The sequence below is a fragment of the Clostridium neuense genome, from assembly GCF_045310695.1.
Lineage (GTDB): Bacteria > Bacillota > Clostridia > Clostridiales > Clostridiaceae > Clostridium_S > Clostridium_S neuense.
Genome location: NZ_JBJIAA010000013.1, coordinates 139649 through 161416, shown reverse-complemented (window position 1 = coordinate 161416; position 21768 = coordinate 139649). Strand labels below are relative to the sequence as shown.

17 protein-coding genes and 2 riboswitches are annotated in these 21768 nt (G+C 34.2%); of the genes, 13 read left to right on the top strand and 4 right to left on the bottom strand.

Annotation, left to right across the window (positions count from 1 at the left end; translation table 11 throughout):
- The first annotated feature begins 96 nt into the window (after positions 1 to 96).
- The 4 genes from ACJDT4_RS16170 (at position 97) to ACJDT4_RS16155 (ending at position 5971) form a co-directional block, all read left to right on the top strand.
- Positions 97 to 444, top strand: coding sequence for an rRNA biogenesis protein rrp5 (locus tag ACJDT4_RS16170; RefSeq protein ID WP_406788614.1), 348 nt, complete (start codon positions 97 to 99; stop codon positions 442 to 444).
- Positions 445 to 645: 201 nt separating this feature from the next.
- The gene (locus ACJDT4_RS16165; protein ID WP_406788613.1) at positions 646 to 1176 is read left to right on the top strand and encodes a DUF2815 family protein; all 531 of its coding nucleotides are present in this window, start codon (positions 646 to 648) and stop codon (positions 1174 to 1176) included.
- 229 nt (positions 1177 to 1405) lie between these two features.
- Positions 1406 to 3349, top strand: coding sequence for a DNA polymerase (locus ACJDT4_RS16160; protein ID WP_406788612.1), 1944 nt, complete (start codon positions 1406 to 1408; stop codon positions 3347 to 3349).
- Positions 3350 to 3556: 207 nt separating this feature from the next.
- Positions 3557 to 5971 (top strand): virulence-associated E family protein, encoded by a 2415-nt coding sequence (locus ACJDT4_RS16155; RefSeq protein WP_406788625.1) that lies wholly within the window; start codon positions 3557 to 3559, stop codon positions 5969 to 5971.
- A gap of 625 nt (positions 5972 to 6596) precedes the next feature.
- Here ACJDT4_RS16155 and ACJDT4_RS16150 read toward each other — a convergent pair.
- Positions 6597 to 7391, bottom strand: coding sequence for a Nif3-like dinuclear metal center hexameric protein (locus ACJDT4_RS16150; RefSeq protein WP_406788611.1), 795 nt, complete (start codon positions 7389 to 7391; stop codon positions 6597 to 6599).
- 64 nt (positions 7392 to 7455) lie between these two features.
- Positions 7456 to 9369, bottom strand: a complete 1914-nt coding sequence (locus ACJDT4_RS16145; protein WP_406788610.1) for a right-handed parallel beta-helix repeat-containing protein — start codon at positions 9367 to 9369, stop codon at positions 7456 to 7458.
- A gap of 452 nt (positions 9370 to 9821) precedes the next feature.
- Here ACJDT4_RS16145 and ACJDT4_RS16140 point away from each other — a divergent pair, with 452 nt between their 5' ends.
- Both ACJDT4_RS16140 and ACJDT4_RS16135 read left to right on the top strand, forming a co-directional pair.
- Positions 9822 to 10571, top strand: a complete 750-nt coding sequence (locus tag ACJDT4_RS16140) for an AraC family transcriptional regulator (RefSeq protein WP_406788609.1) — start codon at positions 9822 to 9824, stop codon at positions 10569 to 10571.
- A 95-nt stretch (positions 10572 to 10666) separates the two neighbouring features.
- The gene (locus ACJDT4_RS16135; protein WP_406788608.1) at positions 10667 to 11824 is read left to right on the top strand and encodes an MATE family efflux transporter; all 1158 of its coding nucleotides are present in this window, start codon (positions 10667 to 10669) and stop codon (positions 11822 to 11824) included.
- 58 nt (positions 11825 to 11882) lie between these two features.
- On the opposite strand, the gene ACJDT4_RS16130 is transcribed toward ACJDT4_RS16135, so the two are convergent.
- Positions 11883 to 13277 (bottom strand): amino acid permease, encoded by a 1395-nt coding sequence (locus ACJDT4_RS16130; protein ID WP_406788607.1) that lies wholly within the window; start codon positions 13275 to 13277, stop codon positions 11883 to 11885.
- A 137-nt stretch (positions 13278 to 13414) separates the two neighbouring features.
- Positions 13415 to 13502, bottom strand: a riboswitch (glycine riboswitch).
- 101 nt (positions 13503 to 13603) lie between these two features.
- Positions 13604 to 13687, bottom strand: a riboswitch (glycine riboswitch).
- Positions 13688 to 13919: 232 nt separating this feature from the next.
- A complete protein-coding gene (locus ACJDT4_RS16125; protein ID WP_406788606.1) occupies positions 13920 to 14336 on the bottom strand; it encodes a carboxymuconolactone decarboxylase family protein in 417 nt (138 codons plus the stop codon).
- 137 nt (positions 14337 to 14473) lie between these two features.
- Between ACJDT4_RS16125 and ACJDT4_RS16120 the strand changes: the two genes are divergently transcribed.
- The 7 genes from ACJDT4_RS16120 (at position 14474) to ACJDT4_RS16090 (ending at position 21602) form a co-directional block, all read left to right on the top strand.
- Complete coding sequence (locus ACJDT4_RS16120; protein ID WP_406788605.1) at positions 14474 to 14917, top strand: Lrp/AsnC family transcriptional regulator; 444 nt, start codon at positions 14474 to 14476, stop codon at positions 14915 to 14917.
- A gap of 160 nt (positions 14918 to 15077) precedes the next feature.
- The gene (locus ACJDT4_RS16115; RefSeq protein WP_406788604.1) at positions 15078 to 15764 is read left to right on the top strand and encodes a GTP pyrophosphokinase; all 687 of its coding nucleotides are present in this window, start codon (positions 15078 to 15080) and stop codon (positions 15762 to 15764) included.
- Positions 15745 to 16416, top strand: coding sequence for a response regulator transcription factor (locus ACJDT4_RS16110; protein ID WP_406788603.1), 672 nt, complete (start codon positions 15745 to 15747; stop codon positions 16414 to 16416). The genes ACJDT4_RS16115 and ACJDT4_RS16110 overlap by 20 nt, the downstream gene beginning before the upstream one ends.
- 23 nt (positions 16417 to 16439) lie before the next feature.
- Positions 16440 to 17669 carry a sensor histidine kinase gene (locus ACJDT4_RS16105; RefSeq protein ID WP_406788602.1) on the top strand — a complete coding sequence of 410 codons (1230 nt, stop codon included), beginning with the start codon at positions 16440 to 16442 and terminating at the stop codon, positions 17667 to 17669.
- A 169-nt stretch (positions 17670 to 17838) separates the two neighbouring features.
- Positions 17839 to 18813 (top strand): substrate-binding domain-containing protein, encoded by a 975-nt coding sequence (locus tag ACJDT4_RS16100; protein WP_406788601.1) that lies wholly within the window; start codon positions 17839 to 17841, stop codon positions 18811 to 18813.
- Between the two features lie 5 nt (positions 18814 to 18818).
- Entirely contained in the window at positions 18819 to 20288 is a 1470-nt protein-coding gene (locus ACJDT4_RS16095; RefSeq protein WP_406788600.1) for a sensor histidine kinase, read from the top strand.
- A gap of 30 nt (positions 20289 to 20318) precedes the next feature.
- The gene (locus ACJDT4_RS16090; RefSeq protein ID WP_406788599.1) at positions 20319 to 21602 is read left to right on the top strand and encodes a response regulator; all 1284 of its coding nucleotides are present in this window, start codon (positions 20319 to 20321) and stop codon (positions 21600 to 21602) included.
- Positions 21603 to 21768: the final 166 nt, after the last annotated feature.

Here is a 21768-nt window from a genome sequence, read left to right as displayed (position 1 = left end):
ATTAAAAAATTTCTCTAAATTAGAATATTATTTTAGCAAAACTTATAGTTTAGCATATTATACCTATAGAGTACCTAAAGAAAGGAGCCACTCTAAATGGATATTAATATCAACGTTAAAATCGATTGTCCCAATATTGTAAATGCAGTATTAGCTTTAGCCGAAGCACTAGAGCAAATGAAAGCAGAAGTGCAGATAAATGCAGGTCTTCAAAGCCCGCCTAAAGAGGTACAAGCCCCAAAAGAAAATCTTCAAAACAATGAAAAATCAAAAATACCAACTCTAGAAGAAGTAAGATCAGTTCTATCAAAACTTTCTCAAAAAGACAAACAGCAGGAGGTAAAAAGACTCATAAATAAATTTGGAGCTAAAAAACTAACGGAAATTTCTAAAGACAAATATGAAGAACTTTTGAAAGAAGCAATAAAAATTAAGGTAGAGTAGGGAGCAGAGAGTAAAGTGAAGGATGATCTTTTTTTCGTTTCACTGCGGAAAATCTTTAAAACAAGTTTAGACTTATCTATTGTAAATCTTATGTATTGTTTTTATTAAGTTTTAAGATTTATCTAACTGCAAGGCAGATAAATCAACACTAACTGTGAACTGTGCATTGTGTACTGTGAACTGAAAAAGGGGAGATTGTTTATGAAAATTGTCACAGGAAAAGTAAGATTCAGCTACGTCCACGTTTGGGAGCCTGCAAGTATTAATGGAAGTGATCCCAAATATTCAGTAAGCCTAATAATACCAAAATCGGATACGGCAGCACTTGAAAAAATAAAAGCAGCCATTGAAGTAGCTAAAAAGGAAGGCATAGCTAGACTAGGAGGAAATGTACCAGAGGATTTAAAAACACCACTTAAAGATGGAGACATTGACATGCCGGACAATGAAGCTTATTTAAATAGTTATTTTATAAATGCAAATAGCAGCATGAAACCTGGCATCGTGGACAAAGATGTACAAGCCATAACAGACCAAAGCAAGTTTTATAGCGGCTGCTACGGAAGGGCAAGCATCACTTTTTATGCTTACAATGTTAACGGAAGTAAGGGAATAGCCTGCGGACTTCAAAATCTTCAAAAATTATCAGATGGAGAACGCATAGACGGACACAGCAGACCGGAAGAGGATTTTGACGCAGTACAAAATGCAGAGGAAGACTTTCTAAACTAAACCTAAAGGCAGTGATAAGTGACAAAGGACAAGCAACAAGTTAAGGTGAGTTGTTCTCTGCTTCACTACGAAAAACTCTTAAACTTAATTTTAACTTCATTTTCCCTCAGGAAAATGTGAGAATATAAATTGTATGATTTTCGGCAGCGAACGAGGAGAGGAAGAAAATCATACTAAACTTGTCACTTATCACCTGTCACTTGTCACTGTCTTTTCCGGGGGTGATTTTTTGCTATCCATTGATATAGAAACTTATTCCAGTGTAGATATTACAAAATGCGGAGTTTATGCATATACAGAGGCAGAAGATTTTCAAATATTATTATTTGCTTATGCTTATGATGATGAGCCTGTGGACATAATAGATTTAGCTTGCGGAGAAAAATTATCACAAAAAATCATAGAAGATTTAGTAAATCCAAGGGTTATAAAAACAGCTTTCAATGCAAATTTTGAAAGAACCTGCCTCGCAAAATATTTAAATGAGCCAATGCAGCCAGAACAGTGGCGGTGCAGTGCTGTTCATGCACTAACACTTGGACTTCCCGCAAGTCTTGATGGAGCAGCTAAGTGTTTAAATTTAAGCCATCAAAAAATGGGCGTAGGAAAAAATCTTATTAGATATTTCTGTATGCCTTGCAAAGCAAAAGCTGAGAAAAAACGCAATTTACCACAGGAACATATGGAAAGATGGAATATATTTAAAACCTACTGCAAAGAGGATGTAGAGGTTGAAAGGGCTGTAAGAAAAAAATTAGAGGAGTTTCCTGCGAAGAATAGAGAATGGCAGCTTTGGGCACTGGATCAGAAAATAAATGATGCAGGAGTGAAAATAGACAAGGTATTAGTTCATAATGCCATAGAATGTTATGAAGCCTATGAAAATGAAAAAATGAAAGAAGCGGCAGCTTTAACGGGGCTTCAAAATCCAAATAGTGGTGCGCAGCTAAAATGCTGGCTTGAAGCTAGGGGTACAAAGATTGAAAGTTTATCAAAAGAAAAAGTAAAAGAGCTTATAGGCACGGTAAAAGATAGCACCGTTAAAAGAGTTCTTGAGCTTAGACGTGAGCTGTCTAAAACTTCTGTTAGAAAGTATGAAGCCATGAAAAGGGCCATATGTGAAGACGAAAGAGTGAGGGGACTTATGAAGTTTTATGGAGCAAACCGCACAGGCAGGTGGTCTGGAAAACTGGTGCAAACTCAAAATTTACCTCGAAATGATATGAAAAATTTATGTGAGGCAAGGCAGCTGCTTAAATCCGGTGATTATGAAATGCTGGAGCCGTTGTTCTTTAGTGTGCCAGAGGTTTTGTCCCAGCTTATAAGAACGGCTTTTATTCCCTCCACCAATTCAAGGTTTATAGTTTCAGATTTTAGTGCCATTGAAGCTAGGGTTATAGCATGGCTTGCAGGAGAAAAGTGGGTTATAGATACCTTTAAAAGCAGTGGAAAGCTTTATGAAATGACTGCCAGCAAGATGTTTGGAGTTCCAATAGAAAAAATAGTAACAGGAAATCCTGAATATGCACTTAGACAAAAGGGAAAGGTAGCAACCCTTGCCTGCGGTTATCAAGGTGGCGCTGCGGCACTTGTGGCTATGGGAGCTTTAAAATTTGGACTAAAGGAAGAAGAACTTCCGGGAATAGTTTCAGCCTGGAGAAAATCAAATCCTAATATAGTAAGCCTTTGGAGAAAAATTGAAAACGCAGCCATAAAAGCAGTAGGGGAAAAGAAAGTAGTAAAAATGCAGTATGGCCTTGGATTTTTTGTGAGTGGAGGATTTTTGTTTATTAAGCTGCCCTCTGGAAGAAAGCTTGCCTATGTAAGACCAAGAATTGAAAAGGACATAAGGTTTAACAAATCAAAATTAACCTATGAAGGAATAGAAAAGAATTCTAAGACCTGGGGAAGGATAAGCACCTATGGAGGAAAGCTTACGGAAAATATAGTTCAAGCAATTGCACGGGATTCTCTAGCCGAAGCCATGCTAAGACTAAACAAAGCAGGCTATAAAATAGTATTTCATGTACATGATGAAGTTATACTAGATGTGCCAAAAGGCTTTGGTTCTTTAAAAGAAGTAAATGAAATTATGGGAGAAGCTGCATGGTGGGCGCCAGGACTTCCACTAAAAGCAGCAGGGTTTGAAGCAGAATACTATAAAAAAGACTAAAAGGCAGAGTAGAGAGTAGGGAGTAGAGTGAAGGTAGATTTACCTTTCGTTTCTCTCAGATAAATCTTAGAATTTATAGTTTCAGCTGCGCTGAAAAGTATATTTTATGCTATGCGCAAGCATTAAGTTTTAGATTTTTCAAAGCGTAGCGGAGAAAAATCATCATTCACTCTACTCTTTACTCTCTACTCTTATTTGGGGGTGGTTATCATTAGTGATGGAATTATTACAATTGCCGTTGGCAGAAATCGGAGACAATTGAAATGGAAAAATGAAAAAATTAAGTGGTCCCAGTTTCTACATAAAGTATGCAAAGTTGCAAGAACATCGGAAACTTATGAGGAATATAAAAAACTTCCTAAAGATGAGCAGGATGACATAAAAGACGTTGGAGGCTTTGTAGGAGGATATTTGAAAGAAGGCAGAAGAAAGGGTGAAGCAGTTTTAAATAGAAGTGTTATCACCCTCGATGCTGACTATGGACAGGCTGGGCTGTGGGATATGATAGAAATGCTTTTTGATTTTGAGTGCTGCATGTACACAACACATAAGCATAGTAAAGACATGCCAAGATTTAGATTGGTTATTCCACTAAGAAGAACTGTTACGCCAGAGGAATATGAAGCAGCAGCAAGAAAGATTGCGGAGGATATAGGAATAGAGTATTTTGATGATACAACCTATGAACCCTCAAGACTTATGTACTGGCCTTCTACCTCGAAAAATGGAGAATTTATTTTTAAGCATCAAGAGGGGAAATGGTTAAATCCAGATGAGGTTTTAAGTAGATATGAAGACTGGCATGACCCAGGTTTATGGCCAGAAGCTTCAAGATGCAAGAAAATTAGAAAAAAATCAGCAGATAGGCAGGGGAGTCCAGGAGAAAAGGCTGGAATTGTAGGTGCATTTTGCAGAACGTATTCTGTGCCAGCTGCAATTGATAAGTTTTTAAGCAATATTTATGTACCCTGCGTAGATAAAAACAGGTATACCTATGCAAAAGGTTCAACCTCAGGAGGTCTTATAATTTATGAAAATGGTGATTTTGCTTATTCACATCATGGGACAGATCCTGTTTCGGGCAAGCTTTGCAATGCTTTTGATTTAGTGAGACTTCATAAATTTGGAGAGCTGGATTCTGAGGTTAAGGAAGGAACACCGGTTGTAAAGATTCCTTCTTATGAGGCTATGATGGATTTTATAAGAAAAGATGAAGAAGTAAAATGCACTATTGGAAAAGAAAAATTAAAGGCAGCAAAAGAGGATTTTATGCTTGAGGATTTTGAAACTTCAAGTGAGGAGTGGCTTAAGCTCCTTGAGGTTGATAAAAGAGGGCTTTTTAAAAGTACAATAGGCAATATAGTTTTAATTCTTGAAAATGATCAATATTTAAAAGGAAAAATAGCTCTAAATGAGTTCTCACATAGGACAACTATACGAGGTAATCTTCCATGGCACAAGCTAAAAAATATATCAGAAGGTGATTCTTGGAAGGACAGTGATGATGCCGCATTAAGGTATTACATAGAAAAAGTATATGGTATAACTTCACCAACAAAAATAGATGATGCACTGCAGGTTGTGGAGGAGAAGAATAAATATCATCCAATTAGAGATTACCTTGAGGAAATTGTGTGGGACGGAAAAAATAGAGTTGAAACCTTATTCATTGATTATCTTGGCGCAGAGGATAATACCTATACAAGGATGGTAACTAGAAAGGCTTTAACGGCAGCAGTTGCCCGTGTGTTTGAACCGGGAACAAAGTTTGATTATATGCTGGTTTTAGTTGGCAAGCAGGGAATAGGAAAAAGTCACATTATAAATCTTTTGGGTCAAAATTGGTATTCTGATTCTTTGATTACCGTTCAGGGAAAAGATGCTTATGAACAGCTGCAAGATGCCTGGATTATTGAAATGGCAGAGCTGTCGGCAACTAAAAGAGCTGAAACAGAAGCTGTAAAGCACTTTATATCCAAGAGAGAGGACATTTATAGGGAGGCTTATGGCAAACGTGTAACAAAGTTTCCAAGGCAGTGTGTATTTTTTGGAACTACTAATGATAATGATTTTTTAAGAGATAAAACCGGAAATAGGCGTTACTGGCCTGTGGTTGTAGGAAGAAATAAAAGTAATAAAAATTTATGGCAGGAAATGAATCAAGCTACTGTAAATCAGATATGGGCAGAAGCTTTGATGCTTTGGAAGAGTGGAGAAAAGTTATTCCTTACACATGATGTAGAAAGGGAAGCTGTTGAGGTTCAAGAACAGCACACAGAGGTAAGTTCCAAGGAAGGTTTAATTAGAGAATACCTTAACAGATTGCTGCCTGAAAATTGGAATGAGCTTGACATTGCAGCTAGAAGGCTTTATATTCACGGAAATGATTTTGGTGAAATTAAAGAGGGAACTGTTAAAAGAGACAAAGTGTGTGCAATGGAAATATGGGTAGAGCTTCTTGAAGGCGCTGTAAAAGAAATGAATCCTGTTAAAGCAAAAGAAATTAATGATATTTTAAGAAAAATAGAAGACTGGCAGCCGTATCCAAAGGGAACGGGAAAACTTAGATTTGGACGAATTTATGGATACCAAAAGGCGTTTGTAAGGCAGAGCGGAGAGTAGAGAGTAGAGTGAAGGTTGATTTACCTTTCGTTTTTCTCAGGTAAATTATCATTTAATTGTGAACTGTGCACTGCTCCAAGGACATGGGCAAGGACATTACCTAAAGCCACAAAATATAAGGCTTTGAAGCCATCTATGTCTATTATGTCTATGAAATTATGTAGAGATGTATGAAATGTAGAAATATAGATAATATCTATAAATCAGCAAAAAGGTGAAGAAAAAAAGCATAGACATGGGGTTAAAATTAGGAGTTAGGTTAGAGTTAATAAATTCCTAGTTCCGTTGGAAGAATTGTTGAGGCTGAAAACTAAGTAAATTCTAGTAGCAGATTGATATAGATAAAATGGAAGTTGATGCAATTCACAATGCACAGTTCACAATGAAGGATGATTTTTCTCCGCCATGTTTCTAAAAATATGAAACTTAATGCGCGCAAAGCGCTTAAAATATAGTGCTCAGCACAGCTGACACTATCAAGTTATAAGATTTACCTGAGCGTAGCAAAAGGTAAATCATCATTCACTGTCCTCTGTCAATTGTTCATTGTCAACTGATATATGTTAATATAACCAACATGTTCTAAAATAGAATTCAGCTAATTTTAATATTCCATGTTGTCTATCTATATTGTCTTAAAGACTGGTGTTTCAGCTATAAATTTAACGGGTACATCTGGAAACTTGTTTTGAAGCTCCTTAACTAGATACTCCATAGCGGCGGCTTCACTTTCTCTATGTCCAAGTACAATTAAAGCTTTATTTTGTCCTTGATATATTGCATCCCTTACATACTCTGGTGTTTCCCACTCTGGACCTTCACCATAAATTACTATGTCCAAATTTTCTTTTTCAAAGAGAGGTATTGCTACTTCACCGCTACCTCTGTATCCAACTAATATGCCAGCTCGCCTGCAGGGCATTGATAAATCTCCAGTAAAACGAATATTTGAGATGCCAAGCTTATTTTTTATGTGAGTAATAACCTCCTTCACCGTCATTTGAGGTATTTCTAAAATAGATGCAATCTGCCTATTTTCTACCTCATAGTCTTCAAAACCCAGTTTTTTAAGGAGTCCAGCGGTAATTGCATCAGGTGCATACCTATGTGGGTAGTCATGATAGCGATATATGGCTATCCCACTTTCTTTAAGGGTTTGGCATTTTTTTTTATACACCTTGTTATCCTCTGCTATTTTTGAATTAAACCTATGACTATAAAATATGCCTTCGTGAGAAATAATAAGGTTTATACCTAAGGCTTTGGCTTTTTCAATAACTTCCTGAGTTGCGAGGAAGGTTGTAGCAATCCCTGTTACCACTGTATTAGGATTTCCAAATTGAAGCTCATCAACATTATTCTCAATGGGCACTGCTGGAGTTGTCAGAGCCTCTATTACATTTTTTATGCTTACATTCATACTATTTTACTCCTCTGTTAATTGTAAATTTGTATTTATTATACTACATTTTACAAAAAGACAATTACCAAACCTTAATGTAGTTTTTACCCTTTTTCAAAAGAGAAATTGGTCCTAATGAACTTTTTTCGGCTTTCTTTGCATCTAGAAAATCAGTATCCAAAGCTAAATTACTGCCGTCCGGGCTTTCAAATTCAGCATCAACAATGCGAACCTTAGGTAAGTTTTTTGTGCATTTAATTTCGCCGAGAATGCTTTCAAAGCTTTCTGGAAGTTCACAAGAAAGGTATACTTCTTCTCCTTTATCAATGATACAGAAGTTTGGGTTAAAGCTTTCATCAACTAAATTGCAGTTTTCTCTTTCAAATGCTTCTGCTCCGTTAAAATATGCGTTGCTGTTAATATAAACAGGCTGCTCTACTAATACAAATACTTCAAGATCACCGTCTTTTTCATGAACTTTTTCAATGTATTCTTCTAATGAAGTGGTGTAATTTTTATAATGGGAGGTTCCAACATTTTCTAAGCTGTCTTTCCCAATGAAGATGTTGTTGTAGAAACGGTCGTCGCCACCATAAACAAATGAAAAGCCTGCAATTTTTGTACTGTGTGGAAGGTGGTATTGTGTAGAACGGTCTAGTCCTTTCCATTGAACCATCTTACCACAGATTAGATTGTTTATATATGCTCCACCCTGTGAGGCATTATCCAAGCTATGTTCAGAAGCCAAAATATTATGGTCTACAATATATGGTCCATGGCTTATTTCCACAAATAAATCACGATTATTATTATAAAATAAATTTTTACTGATTCTTGTTCCTTGAGTTTCCCAATCTGACCATAAGCCCAAAGAGCAGTCATGAATGCGGTTGTGGTGGATATGGACATCTATAGCTGCATGAAACTTAATACCTGCTATTTCATAACCATAAAATTCACGCTTTAGAGCAATATTATAAATATGATTGTGGTGGATTTCGCTAAAGATACAGCCTAAATGACCTACAATACCGTTTTGACCGCAGTCATAGATTGTATTGTTGCGGATAATGTGTGAACCGATTTTTTCCTTGCTCCAGCCATTTCGTTCAGCGGAAAAAACAGCTTCTAGCTGATACTGATATCCAGGTTTATCTTTACGGAGGGAGCAGTAGTTATTTCCTGTGGAAGCTTCCTTGCCAAGGCTTATAGCACTGCATTTTGCATCGTGAATCACATTGTTTTCGATAATCCAGCCTTTACTCCAATTTGCACCAATTAATCCAGGTTGATCTGCTGTTGGAGGTGCCCATGGTGTTGCCGCCTGTGCCATTTCAAAACCTCTTACAGTAATATAATCAATTCCTGTCTCTTTAGGATAGAAGCAAGATCTTCGTACATTTATTTCAACAAGCTCTTTATTTGGATCGGCATCTTGAAAATTTGCATAAATAGTTGTGTTATCAGCATCAACCTCTGCAAACCAAACATATTTTGTTTGCTCTTGATTGTGTATAGGAACAATTTTTTGTGTCCAGTGATCAAGTATTTCTGTTCTCATAACCGGATTAATTAGTTTATTGAAGCTGCTTACCTCATAAAAGGACATACCATTTAGGTAAACGTCTCCTAGATGCCTGGTTTCATCTACAACGAGCCAATCTCCAAACAATTCTTTTTCATAGGGATTATAGTCACCAAAAAATGAATTTGGCAGTACAACCTTCCACACCTTACCTTCAACGTGCTGCCAAGTTTTGATTTGTTCAGAACCTTTTATAACTACCTTTTCACCTTCTGCTGCTCTGTAAGTGATTCTTCTTTTGTTACTTAAGCCTTTGCACCTTGGGTTAACCCATTCACGGTATACTCCCTCGTGAACTGTAACGATGTCTCCAGCTGTTGCAATGGAAGCTGCTTTATTTATTGTTAAGAATGGATCTTGTTTAGTACCTTTACCTTGATTAGACCCAGTTTTTGCTACATGATATTCCATATACATAATCCTCCTTATGAATTCGTTTTCTTTTATTATAAGAAATAGCAGTTGTTAGTTCTATTCAAAATGTAGTATACTTTAAGACAATATTTGTGTTTTTTTAGATAAACTACTGAAAATAAAGAGAGAGAATGGCAAAGATATATTGATAAATTAGAATTTGAAAAACAGAGTAAAGAGTAGGGAGTAGAGAGTAGAGTGAAGGATGATTTTTCTCTGCTATGCTTCGAAAAATCTAAAACTTAATGCGCGCAAAGCGCCTAAAATATAGTGCTCAGCGCGGCTGACACTATTAAGTTCTAAGATTTACCTGAGAGAAACGAAAGGTAAATCTACATTCATTCTACTCTTTACTCTCTACTCTGCTTCAAATTATAGTTTGGCGGGATAAACCTTGAATTTGCAATTTTTAAGTTCCATGTGGTTTATCTATATTAGGGGGTGTTGTGATGTTTTTTGAAAAGCATGGAATAGAAGAAGAACTATTTAGGTCTTTCCCATTAAAGAATTATGATTTTCCGCTTCATTTTCATAGGGCATATGAGCTTATATTTGTAAATGACGGCCAGCTTTGTGTATCTATAGATCAAAAAGAATATTTGCTTAAGAAAAACGATATTGCATTTATATTTAATAATCAGATGCATGAATTTAAGACTATTGATCATTCAGAGATTACAATTATACTTTTTTCACCGGAACTTGTTGGCGATTTTTTTATGAGGTTTAAGGATTTTATTCCAAATGATAATGTACTGCATTTTGATGGAAAAGTTGATGTTGAAAAATTGAATTCAATTTATAGTCAAAAAAGCTTTTTATATGCTGTTTGTGCTGAACTTGTAAATCACACATCGTTCGCTGCTATTAAGAAGTCTTCCCAAACAAAGACACTCTATAAAGTTTTGCTTTATGTAGAGAAAAATTATGCTGATAATTGTACACTTAAAACTGTTGCAAAGGGTTTACAGTATGATTATTATTATTTATCAAAACTTTTTACTAAACTCATGAACATGAATTTTACGGATTATTTAAATCACTATAGAATTTCACAGGCGTGCTATTTGCTTAAAAACACCAATAAATCTATTGATGAAGTTGCGATAAATTGCGGCTATGATAGTTTAAGAACCTTTCATCGTAATTTTAGGAAAATAAATAGCTGCTCGCCTAAGGAATACAGAAGGTTAGACTAGATAGATAATAATCAGTGGACAGTGGACAGTTGACAGTTAAGGGTGATTTACCTTTTGCTTCTCTCAGGTAAATCTTAGAACTTAGTAGGTTCATTATGAAGGATGAAAAACATATTAAAATGCTTAGAGAAGCCCCAATTCCAAGGCTTTTAGGCGCTAATGACAGGGAAGAGGCCAATCATGTAGCTTCAACTGCACTATATTCTAGCTTAGTAATTGCAGCTGCAGCTATTGCTATTATAATATTATTACTACACCCAATTTTATATGCACTTGGTGCAACAGATACTATTTATCCTTATGCTCGTACATATGCTGTAATTTATGTTATCAGTTCAATTTTTAATATTTTTAATGTGACAATGAATAATATTGCAACTAGTGAAGGAGCTTCAAAAATTTCAATGTTTGCTATGCTTATGGGTGCTGTCCTCAATGTGATTTTTGCACCTATATTTATTTACGTTTTTAACACTGGAATTGCTGGAGCTGCTATTGCTACTGCACTTGCACAAGGTATCACTTCATTTATGTATTTAATGTATATATTAAAAAAGAAAAGTGTATTTAGTTTTTCACCAAGAGCTGTTCGTATAGATGGAAGTATTTATAAAGAAATATTTAAAATTGGCATTCCTATGCTAGTGTTTCAGCTCACAACAAGCGTAGCTATGGGACTTACTAATACTGCTGCAAGAGAATATGGGGATGCTGCAATAGCTGCAATGGGAATTGTGACGCGTGTTACTTCTATGATTGCTTATGCTGTAGCAGGTTTTGGAAAGGGATTTCAGCCTATTGCTGGATATAACTACGGAGCAAAACAATATGATAGGGTGAAGGAAGCAACAAAGGTTGGAGTTATCTGGACTAGTTCCTTTTGTATCGTAGTATCAGTGCTTTTATTTGTATTTGCAACTCCTGTAGTTTCACTATTTACGTCTAATGATTTAAAAGTTATAAAAATTGGAGAATTTGCACTTCGAGTTAATGTTGTAATGTTTATTGGAATGGGAGTAGAAACAATATATGGTATGCTTTCCTTAGCACTTGGGAAAATTGCTGGTGGCTGGCTTCTTAGTATAGGCAGGCAAGGTGTTTTCTTTATTCCCTGCATTTTAATTTTACCTCATTTTGTTGGTTTAAATGGAGTTATTTTTTCTCAAGCAATTGCTGATTTTATTACTATAACAGGCATGATTGTTTTAGCAGTTAAGCTTAACAAGGATATAAGTTTAAAAGCTCTTAATTAAGGGTATGAGTACAAAAAAGTAGACAATGAGTTACTAAACCAATGTCTACTTTTTAAGTTTATGCTAAATCTGTTTTAACATTTTCTTCATTTTTCTTTTTTGATTTAAGTATCTTATAAATTATTCCAAGCATTATGAACCATACAGGTGTTACAAATAGGGCTACACGAGTTTCATTATTAAGTGCTAAGGTAACTATAACAAAAGCGAAAAATGCTAGGATTACGTAGTTAGCTACCGGATAAAATGGCATTTTGAACTTGTTTTTGAGGGCAAGCTCAGGATTAGTCTTACGATATTTTATATGGCAGATAACTATGATTGCCCAAATGAATATAAAGCAGAAGGTTGATATACTTGTAATAAGTACAAATACTCCTTCCGGCATAATATAGTTTAAAATAACCGAAATTAAAATGACAGTTGCAGAAAACAAGGCAGCATTAGAAGGTATTTTACGTGAAGTTAGCTTTTTCATTGACTCAGGTGCATTATTTTCTTTAGCAAGGGAATAAACCATACGGCTTGTGCTGAAGATACCACTGTTACAAGCGGATGCAGCTGATGTTAATACAACGAAATTTACAATACTTGCTGCTGCTGCAATTCCTACTGCGGCAAATACCTGTACAAATGGGCTTTTGTCTGGATTAATTGAATTCCATGGGTATATGCTCATAATAACAGTAAGTGCTCCAATATAGAAGATAATAATTCTAATTGGAATATTGTTTATTGCCTTTGGAATAACATATTCTGGATTTTCAGTTTCTCCAGCTGTTAGTCCTACTAATTCTATTCCTGTGAAAGCAAATACAACCATCTGAAAGGAAAGGATAAAGCCTTTTGCACCATTTGGAAATAAGCCTCCATGTTTCCACAGATTTGCAAAGCTAGAGTTACCGGCACTTGTAGAAAATCCTTTTATAATCATAATGGTACCAACTATAATTAGCGATAAAATTGCAACAACCTTAATCAAGGCAAACCAGAATTCCATTTCACCAAACAATTTTACTGCAGTAAGATTCATGATCAATAAAATTACAAGAACTACAAGGCTTGGAACCCATCTGGCTACATTAGGAAGCCAGTACTGCACATAGAGTCCTGTAGCAGTTACATCAGCCATAGCAAGTGAAATCCAGCAGAACCAGTAAGTCCATCCAGTAATAAAGGCTGCTCCGTTTCCTAGGTAATCCTGTACAAAGTCTACAAAGGAGTGGTAATTTAAATTGGAAACTAGCAATTCTCCCAGTGCACGCATAACCAAAAAACAAATTGTCCCAGTTATCATATAAGCAAATAAAATAGATGGGCCAGCTAGGTGAATAGATCTGCCTGAACCGAGGAATAAACCTGTACCAATTGCACCCCCGATTGCAAGTAATTGAACGTGTCGATTTTTTAGTCCTCTTGATAAATTTTCATTTTGTGATTTTGATTGATCCATTTTATTCCTCCATCTTAGTCAAAAGGCATGTATATAAAGAATGCCCTTTCCTATGTAAGTATTTTTGTTGGAGATACAAATGGGACAGATAAGATATAAATGAAGTAACTTATAATATGTTGTTTTGCAAGATATGTTACTCTTCCCCTGTCCTTTTACCTGAGAGTTTCGCTTTTACAGCTTTCTCCTTCGGTGCTCTTTAAGAGTCTCTCCAAGGGTTCATCCAATAACGGTCATCTCTAGTTATATAAGTTTAATTAGTAAATTGTTATTTGTTTTTATAAAATTTCAATGTTTCTGTGAATTTATGAGAAACAAATAGTAAATTTACTTTAAAAGTATATATAGATACCTGAAAGATTTACTTCTTCGGTGAATGGCTATAGCCATAGCTCTCCCGCTATCTTCATCTGAACTATTATTACATAGTAATACATAATTGATTGAGGTGCAATAAGGATCTTGTTCTTTATATCTTAATAAAATACCTTTTTAATTGAAAAAAGCTCATCATAATCAATGATAAATTGCAATATATAGTGTATAACAATTTATTTTTTGATACATTGTTAATTGAAGCATAATCGCAAGTGAAATATATGGCAAAGGATTAATGCTGTATTTTTTATATCATATTTATTGCTAAATTGGACAGCTTGGCTCTAAATTAAGTAATGCTCCAAATTTTTGAGAAGCTGTTATAAAACATATAAAGGCAATAAGCTCGGAAATTTCACTGTCATTAAACTCGGTTCTTAAGTTATTGAAACATTCATCATCAATAGGTTGATTTTTAGAAATAATATCTGCAATTTTAACAGCAATTAGAATTTTAGAATCAGCTATTTCGCTAGAAGGACTGCCTTTGGCCATACAATATTTACATCCATTGTTGAAAGCAAGAGTACGTCTCACTTCTTCTTTTAGCTTGGGTGCAAATGTGGTACTGCTAAAAAAGCATTCTTCTAAAGACGACCAGTTTTTTAAGATAAAATTATTGTGACCTAATAGCCTTTCAAAGGGTGAGTTCCCATTTTGTGAAAAAGTTATTTTTGCCATAATATCTCTCCTCTATAAATATATTTTTCTTACAATTAATATTATACAAGGTATAGTATTGGTTGTGTATTTTAAATGCTACATAATATAATAATAAATATGTCATTTAAAAGAATATTTTAGAGGAGTGCTTACAAATGAAATTAGATGAAATAGATTTGTTGATTTTAGAAGAGTTACAAAAGGATAGCAGATTATCTATAAGGGAATTATCTAAACATATAAAGCTTTCACCACCAGCAGTTACTGAAAGAGTAAGAAGAATGGAGGAAGATGGCATTATTGAAGGGTATACAATTAAAATAAATAAAAAGAGGCTTGGACTGTCCATTGATTGCATAATTAAGGTAACCATGAGAAATGGACAGTATGAAAAATTTAAAGATTTCATTAAGGAATATAAAAGAAGTGAATGGTGTTATAGGACTGCTGGTGATGGATGTTTTTTAGTTAAATTATCAGTTAAAACTTTAGACGAAATAGAAGAATTTATAAACAATGTATCTTCCTATGCAATGACAGAGACTATTATAGCATTTTCCAGCGTGACCGTAGATGATAGAATTAATAAGTTTTTTTAGCTTATATAATTTAAAATATCTTTATAATATTTTAAGGTTCGTTTAAGGTTGGAGGAATATAATTTGTATAGATGGACAAGCTAAAAGATTGAAATTACCAGCACCAGCTTTAAATTTTTTATTTTGTTTATCATATATAAAATTTGGGAGGAAATATATTATGCAGCAGCTTAAATATGACATTAAATGTGATACACTATTGCCGGAACAGGAATTTTATAAAGAATCCTATGTATTATTAGAGGGAGCAATTATTGAAGTGATTTCAAGATTGGATATTATTCGAAAATGTAGATTAGGAGAAAAACTTGAAGACCCAATTGAACACTGTAAAGCAAGAATTAAGTCAGCTAAAAGTATGAAAGAGAAGCTAGAGAGAAAAAAACTTCCTGTCACTGTAAATAGTGCTTTAAGTGAAATTCATGATGCAGCTGGAATACGTGTTATTTGCAGGTTTTTAGAGGATATTTATTGGATTGTAAATATGCTAAGAAATCAGAAGGATATTAAAATTATTAATGAAAAAGATTATATTAAAAATCCCAAACCAAGTGGTTATCGAAGCTATCATATGATTTTGAAGGTGCCAATACATTTAGAAAATCGAGTTGAAATGGTGTACTGTGAACTTCAAATACGCACTATTGCAATGGATTGCTGGGCAAGCTTGGAGCATCAATTAAAATATAAGAAAAGTATTCAAAGTGAAAAGATGATTGTTGAGGAGTTAAAGAGATGTGCAGACGAAATTGCTTCAACGGATTTGAATTTACAGACCATTCGAGATATGATAACACAAATAAAAGATAGAGATGGAGAAGATAAAGATGAGACTTTTACTGGCTGAAGACGAAAAAGAACTGTCAAATGCCTTAGTTGCTATTTTAAAACATAATAATTATTCAGTGGATGCTGTTTATGACGGAGCAGCGGCAATTGACTTTGCGTTTTCTGAGAACTATGATGCACTTATTTTAGACATTATGATGCCAAAGCTTAGCGGACTTGAGGTACTGGAGCAGTTAAGAAAAAAGGGAATCTATACACCGGTTTTGATGCTTACTGCAAGGGCTGAAATTGAAGATAGAATTGTTGGGCTTGATAAGGGAGCAGATGATTACTTAAGTAAACCCTTTGCTATGGGAGAACTTCTTGCTAGAATACGAGCTATGACAAGGCGAAAATCTGAATTTACACCCAATATAATAGAAGTGGGTAATATCAGCCTTAATAAAGAAAACTATGAATTGTCAAATGAAAAATCTTCACTAAGGCTTGGAAATAAGGAGTTTCAGATGCTTGAAATGCTAATGAATAACCCAAAACGGTTGATTTCTGCAGAACAGTTTATGGAACGAATTTGGGGATATGATTCAGAAGCCGAGACGAATGTTGTATGGGTGTACATATCTTATTTGCGTAAAAAGCTTGAAGCCTTAGAGGCTAATGTGAAAATTAAGGCAGTGAGAGGAGCAGGCTACAAGCTAGAAGTAGAGTAGTACGAGTAAGGAGGATAAAACAAATGATTAAAAAATTGCAAAGAAGATTTATTATGATTACAATGGGGTCGCTGGCTTTGGTTGTGTTTATTCTCCTTGGTTCCATTAATATGGTTAATTATTATGAGATGGATCGCAAAGCCAATGGTGCCATTAAAATTCTTTCGGAAAATCAGGGAGAGTTCCCCAAATACAAAAAGGGAACAGCTGTACTTAATGAGCAAAAATTTGGTTTTGAGATAAATCCAGAAACTCAGTTTCAAACACGATATTTTATAGTAAAGGTTAATAAAGATGGCAGCATTAAAGAAATGGATACACAGCATGTTGCGGCGGTTACTTCAGAGGATGCATTGGTCTATGCAAATAAAATACTCATGAGCGGCAAAAAAAGTGGACATGAAGATATTTATAAGTATGCTGTAGTAGATGAACCATATGGTTCAATGTTTATATTCATAGATTATAGAATGCAGAATCAGGAAATAACTTCATTTTTACTTATTTCTTGCACCGTTGCATTAGTTACTCTTCTGCTTGTATTTATCCTTGTATCAATTTTTTCTAAGAAAGCAATTAATCCAATAATTGAAAGCATGGAAAAGCAAAAGCAGTTTATTACAGACGCAGGACATGAGATAAAGACACCACTTGCAATTATATCGGCTAATGCAGATGTGCTTGAGATGACTTCTGGCAAAAATGAATGGATTACAAGCATTCGAAACCAAACGAACCGTCTTGATAAGCTTGTGAAGAATCTTTTAATGCTTTCTAAAATGAACGAGGGTGATATAAAACTGGTATTTTCTGATTTTGATTTAAGCAATGCAGTTTTCGAGGCAGCATTTCCCTTCGAGGTTATTGCAGAAAAACAAAATAAAAAGTTAATAATGGACATTCAGCCGGGGCTCAAGCTTTATGGAGATGAGGGAAGTATACGTCAGCTTGTTTCTACCCTTGTTGACAATGCCACAAAATACTCTAATGCGGAAAAAAGCATCAAAATTTCTTTATCTGCTGTAAAAAAAGGAGCAAAGCTGGAAGTATATAATACGGCGGATAATATAGATAAATATAATATAGATAAATTATTTGATAGATTCTACAGGTCTGATGCTTCAAGGTCTAGAGAAACCGGAGGCTATGGAATTGGACTTTCAATTGCAAAATCTATAGTAGATAATCACCATGGAAGAATTTCTGCAGTAAGTGAGGATGGAAAGTCTATTTGTTTTACTGTTTTAATCTAAGGGGTTGTGGTACTAAAGATGTTAAATTACAGTTTAATAATTTTTTAGTGCTACAGTCTCTTTAATAATGGAAATATTTAAAAGTATATAAAAGCAGTACTCTTTGATAGAATATATGTAAAGGTTTTAAAAACAGCGCATGTCATTCTAAATAGGAGGAAAGATAAAAATGCTTAGAAAACACAGAATGCATATACTTATTGCGGTATTGCTGATTTTTATTTTTGCAGCTGTCATAAAGCTTGCCAATTTTAAAACTGTTCAAAATACTGAGGTGAATATAAAACAGCCCAGAATAGCATTGATTGCCCATGTTAAGGATAATCCCTACTGGCAGATAGTAAAAAAGGGCGCTGAAAAAGCAGCTAAGGAAAGAGGATGTATATTAGAATATTATGGTTCAAGCACGGCAAATGCAGATGAAGATTTAAACCTTATTAACATGAATATTGCTGCAAAGGTTAACGGAATAATAACTTATGTTCAAGAGGAACAAAAATATTCATCTATTATAGATAAAGGGATTGAAAAGGGCATTCCTGTAATTACTATAGATACAGATGCAAGGCAAAGTAAGCGAATTGCATATGTTGGAACGGATAATGTGGAAGCAGGAAAAAAAGCTGGAGAGGTTTTATGGGAAAAAGCAAGTGAAGATCCTAAAATTGGTGTCATAATGGCCGGTTTTGATACAACAAATCAGGTTCAAAGGTTAAATGGTTTTAAAAATTATTTAAGTACTAAGCCTGGAGTAGACATAGTTTCTGTGGAATCTTCAAATTCCAATGAGCTTAATGCAAAGCTTGCCGCAGAGAAAATTATAAGGGAGCATCCTGAAGTGAATTTTTTATACTGCGTAAGTGCTGTTGATGGAATAGGTGCTGCTAAATCAGTTGTGGAAAATAACTTGCAGAACAAAATTACAATAATATGCTTTGATGATTTGCCTGAAACTTTAGCCTTTATAAGAAGCAGTATTATATATGCTTCAATTGTACAAAGACCCTATGATATGGGATATGAAAGCATAAATATGATTATGGATAAAATTAGTGGGAAGGCTTTAAAGAGCATTAATATCACGAAGTCCATAGTTGTTACTCAAAGCAATGTAGATTCCTACAATAAAAATAAGAAGGAGTAAAGGCTATGAATCGTAAAAGTTTAAAGTTTAAGCTGCTCACCTTTATTGCATTTATTGTAGTGCTTATGACATCAATAAATCTTTATTCTATATTCAATACAAAATCCTTTGAAGTTAAGTACAGTGATATGCTTGGACGGCTTATGAAGATTGATGGCATAAATCAGGATATGAATTTATCTGTACTGTATTTTGATAAGTATTTTACAACTAATTCTCCATCTGATTGGGAGGATTATATTAAATATGGAGAAAGTGCCATGAATAAGGTTAAAAGCCTACAAGAGGTCTTGGATAATGATAACGGTGTGATTTTACTGGATATAAAGGGAGTTATACAAAGCTACAGGGAATCCGGAGATAGAACACTTAAAAAGTATACTTCAAATAATAAAGCTGATGTGTTTTACCCGGATTTCCAAGAAACAAAGAAAATGGCAGGCTTTTGTGATGATTATGTTAAAAGACTTCAAGCAAACTATTTAAAGTATAATAATCAGCAGTATAAGCTTTTAGAGAATGCAACTAGAAAAAATAGCAATATAATAATTATGCTTTTACTCTTTATTATTATATGGTGTATAGGTTTTGCAATCGTTTTTTCCAATACAATTACTGTACCCTTAGAAAAGCTTATGCTTCATTCTCAAAAGGTATCGAAGGGAAAATTTGAAGCTGTTAAAATAGATTATTCTATCTATGAAATAGAGGTTTTAGCAGAAGGTTTTAATAAAATGGTTAAAGCCATAGATAATCTCATAAAAAAGATAAAGGAAAAAGCAAATGTTGAGAAACAGCTTAGAGACCAGGAAATGAAAAACCTACTCGTAGAAAATATGTTAAAGGAAACTAGGCTTAAGGTGCTTCAATCACAAATAAATCCTCATTTTTTGTTTAATACACTTAATACTATAGTTCAAACTGCTGTTATTGAAGATGCTGAAGAAACAGAAAAGCTTATTGTGTATGTAGCGGATATACTTAGATACAGCTTAAGTGCTCTTGAGGCTCAGTCTACTATTGGTCAAGAGGTTGAAATAATTAAGAAATATGCGCATATTCAAGAAACTAGATTTAGAGATAGAATAAAGTTTAATGTAGAGGTAGACGACAAGCTTAAAAAGCTCCCTCTTCCAGGTATGACACTTCAGCCCCTTGTAGAAAACGCATTTATACATGGCATAGAAGGAAGAGAAGAAGGCGGAATAATTAGTCTTAGAATATATAAAAGGGATAATCAATGTATAATTGAAATTGAGGATAATGGGGTTGGTATTTCAGAGGAAAAGATAAAGAAGCTGCTAGCTTGTGAGGAACAGTCAAGTAATTGTCACCATACCTCTGGAATTGGACTTTCTAATGTAATTAAGAGATTAAGGGTACTATATAATTTTGATGATGTTTTTAGTATTGAAAGTAAAATAGGGCAGGGTACAAAAATGTTTATAAGAATTCCTTTTAGCACAAAATACTAAGGACAAATTGAAACAATATGGAGGAATAAAATGTTTAACTTACTTATTGCAGATGATGAGGAATTAGAAAGAAAGGCAGTTAAAAAGGTAATAGCCAATACTTTTACAGAGGTATTTAATATATATGAAGCTAAAAATGGAAGGGAAGCCATAGAAATAGGGTTTAATGTTAAGCCGGATATTGTTATTGCAGATATAAAAATGCCAGGTATAAATGGACTTGAAGCAATAAAGGAGCTAAAAAAGAGTTTAAATAACACGTATTTTATTATACTTACAGCTTATGATTATTTTGCTTATGCAAAGGAAGCTATAGTAAATGAGGTAAAGGATTATATACTTAAACCCTTTAAAAAGGATGAACTTATTAAAAGAATTAATAAGGCTTTGGATATATTAGAAGAACAAAAAAGAAATAGGACCGTGGAATTTGATCTTAAAGAAAAAATCTATGCAATGCTGCCTATGCTGGAAAATGAACTTGTTTATGCAATTATATCGGATAATTTGAAGGCTATTGATTATAAAGCATATCTCAATTATTTAAATCTTAAATTCGAAGCTGGATACTGTATGGTAGTAAGAATTAATGATGAAATAACTAATGAAGTGAAAAGCAAGGTTAAAAGCTGCCTGGAGGAGTTTATAAAGCCTCATTACGATGCCATCATAAGCAGCATGTTTACAAAGAATATTGTTATGTTTGTTCAGTGCAGTGAAAACTCAGACGAATATACTATAAAGCTAGAGTCTGTATCTCTCGCTGGCAAAATGGCAGAGGCTATAAGAAAAAAAATAGGGATTAATATAAGCATTGGTATAGGAAGAAATTATAACAGCATAGAAAGGCTTTCTAAATCTTACAGTGAAGCTCTTAGCTCAAGCGTCAGCGGTATTAATCACTATGAAGATTTTAATGATTCAAATAAAGAGGAGCAAAAAAGTAAACTGGCGGAGCAGGATTTTACTGCAGCTGACAGAAGAATAAATAGTGAGCATGGGGAATTATTAGAAAAAGCTAAAGAATTTATTAAGGAGAACTATAACAAAGACATTACTTTAGAAGAAACTGCTCATCACGTTGGAGTAAGTTCATTTTATTTTAGTAAAATATTTAAAGCTTCAGTAGGCAAAAATTATATGGATTATCTTACGGATTTAAGAATTGAAAAAGCTAAAGATATGATGGAAAGTGGTTTTGGAAGTATAAAAGAAATCTGCTATGAAGTAGGGTATAATGATCCAAACTATTTTAGCAGAGTATTTAAAAAGATTGAGGGGGTAACACCTTCCGAGTATAAATTAAGAACATAGAGCCAGTGCAAAAAAGTGCTACATAGCAACAAAATGCTATATAGCACTTTTTTTATATGAAAGAAAGACATATAAGTAAAGGTTTACAACAATTTAATGTAGGGTAATATGACAACGTTTACGGTATTATAGTATCAGATCAAGGGAAAACAATAAAAAACTAAAG

What these genes read in the sequence shown, in the direction of transcription:
- ACJDT4_RS16150 (WP_406788611.1), bottom strand. Translation starts at nt 7,391, where the DNA reads ATGAATGTAAGCATAAAAAATGTAATAGAGGCTCTGACAACTCCAGCA.
- ACJDT4_RS16120 (WP_406788605.1), top strand. Translation starts at nt 14,474, where the DNA reads ATGAAATTAGATGAAATAGATTTGTTGATTTTAGAAGAGTTACAAAAG.
- ACJDT4_RS16110 (WP_406788603.1), top strand. Translation starts at nt 15,745, where the DNA reads ATGAGACTTTTACTGGCTGAAGACGAAAAAGAACTGTCAAATGCCTTA.
- ACJDT4_RS16140 (WP_406788609.1), top strand. Translation starts at nt 9,822, where the DNA reads ATGTTTTTTGAAAAGCATGGAATAGAAGAAGAACTATTTAGGTCTTTC.
- ACJDT4_RS16145 (WP_406788610.1), bottom strand. Translation starts at nt 9,369, where the DNA reads ATGGAATATCATGTAGCAAAAACTGGGTCTAATCAAGGTAAAGGTACT.
- ACJDT4_RS16100 (WP_406788601.1), top strand. Translation starts at nt 17,839, where the DNA reads ATGCTTAGAAAACACAGAATGCATATACTTATTGCGGTATTGCTGATT.
- ACJDT4_RS16125 (WP_406788606.1), bottom strand. Translation starts at nt 14,336, where the DNA reads ATGGCAAAAATAACTTTTTCACAAAATGGGAACTCACCCTTTGAAAGG.
- ACJDT4_RS16170 (WP_406788614.1), top strand. Translation starts at nt 97, where the DNA reads ATGGATATTAATATCAACGTTAAAATCGATTGTCCCAATATTGTAAAT.
- ACJDT4_RS16130 (WP_406788607.1), bottom strand. Translation starts at nt 13,277, where the DNA reads ATGGATCAATCAAAATCACAAAATGAAAATTTATCAAGAGGACTAAAA.
- ACJDT4_RS16165 (WP_406788613.1), top strand. Translation starts at nt 646, where the DNA reads ATGAAAATTGTCACAGGAAAAGTAAGATTCAGCTACGTCCACGTTTGG.
- ACJDT4_RS16135 (WP_406788608.1), top strand. Translation starts at nt 10,667, where the DNA reads ATGAAGGATGAAAAACATATTAAAATGCTTAGAGAAGCCCCAATTCCA.
- ACJDT4_RS16090 (WP_406788599.1), top strand. Translation starts at nt 20,319, where the DNA reads ATGTTTAACTTACTTATTGCAGATGATGAGGAATTAGAAAGAAAGGCA.
- ACJDT4_RS16095 (WP_406788600.1), top strand. Translation starts at nt 18,819, where the DNA reads ATGAATCGTAAAAGTTTAAAGTTTAAGCTGCTCACCTTTATTGCATTT.
- ACJDT4_RS16115 (WP_406788604.1), top strand. Translation starts at nt 15,078, where the DNA reads ATGCAGCAGCTTAAATATGACATTAAATGTGATACACTATTGCCGGAA.
- ACJDT4_RS16105 (WP_406788602.1), top strand. Translation starts at nt 16,440, where the DNA reads ATGATTAAAAAATTGCAAAGAAGATTTATTATGATTACAATGGGGTCG.